The organism is Bacillus sp. SIMBA_005, assembly GCF_046535585.1.
In the GTDB taxonomy this organism is placed as follows: Bacteria; Bacillota; Bacilli; order Bacillales; family Bacillaceae; genus Bacillus; species Bacillus pumilus.
Map to the genome: position 1 here is coordinate 1 of NZ_JAWRWI010000041.1, position 498 is coordinate 498.

Genomic DNA, 498 nt, shown 5'->3' on the forward strand with positions numbered 1-498 from the left:
CGGCAGTAAGCGGTGCAGCACCCGCATGTTTCCGTAACCCCCGCCGATCAAGACCAATTTTTTCATAATGATTCCCCTTTTGCCCGAAAAATATGGTAGTCAATATTGTTACAAAATAACGAACTATGTAAAATAACATCTAGAATTATATCGAATTTGATCTAAAACCACAATAATAGTTTTAAAATAACCTACAAATTGACCAGAAAACACGCAATAGTAAAACCTTTAACCTGAATTAATATGTTACGATAACATTGAGCGTGAAACCGCATCTTTGACGAATAGAGGAAATTCCTTTAGGATAAGGTACATATGTGAGGTGAAACCGCATGAATCCGATGATTGAATTCTGTGTCAGCAATTTAGCGCGCGGTTCCCAGGAAGCACTTGAGATCTTAGAGAAGGATCCGAACTTGGACGTGCTTGAGTACGGCTGTTTAAGCTACTGCGGAAAATGCATGGAGTCTCTGTTCGCCCTGGTTAACGGCGAAGTGG

2 protein-coding genes are annotated in these 498 nt (G+C 40.6%); one reads left to right on the forward strand and one right to left on the reverse strand.

Annotated features, from left to right (window positions below; translation table 11 throughout):
• A partial coding sequence (locus SB660_RS18950) for a hypothetical protein (protein WP_410583757.1) occupies window positions 1-66 on the reverse strand: 66 nt, incomplete at its 3' end.
• Window positions 67-332: 266 nt separating this feature from the next.
• Between SB660_RS18950 and SB660_RS18955 the strand changes: the two genes are divergently transcribed.
• Window positions 333-498, forward strand: a 166-nt coding sequence (locus SB660_RS18955; protein ID WP_410583759.1) for a DUF1450 domain-containing protein, incomplete at its 3' end; no start/stop codon positions are given.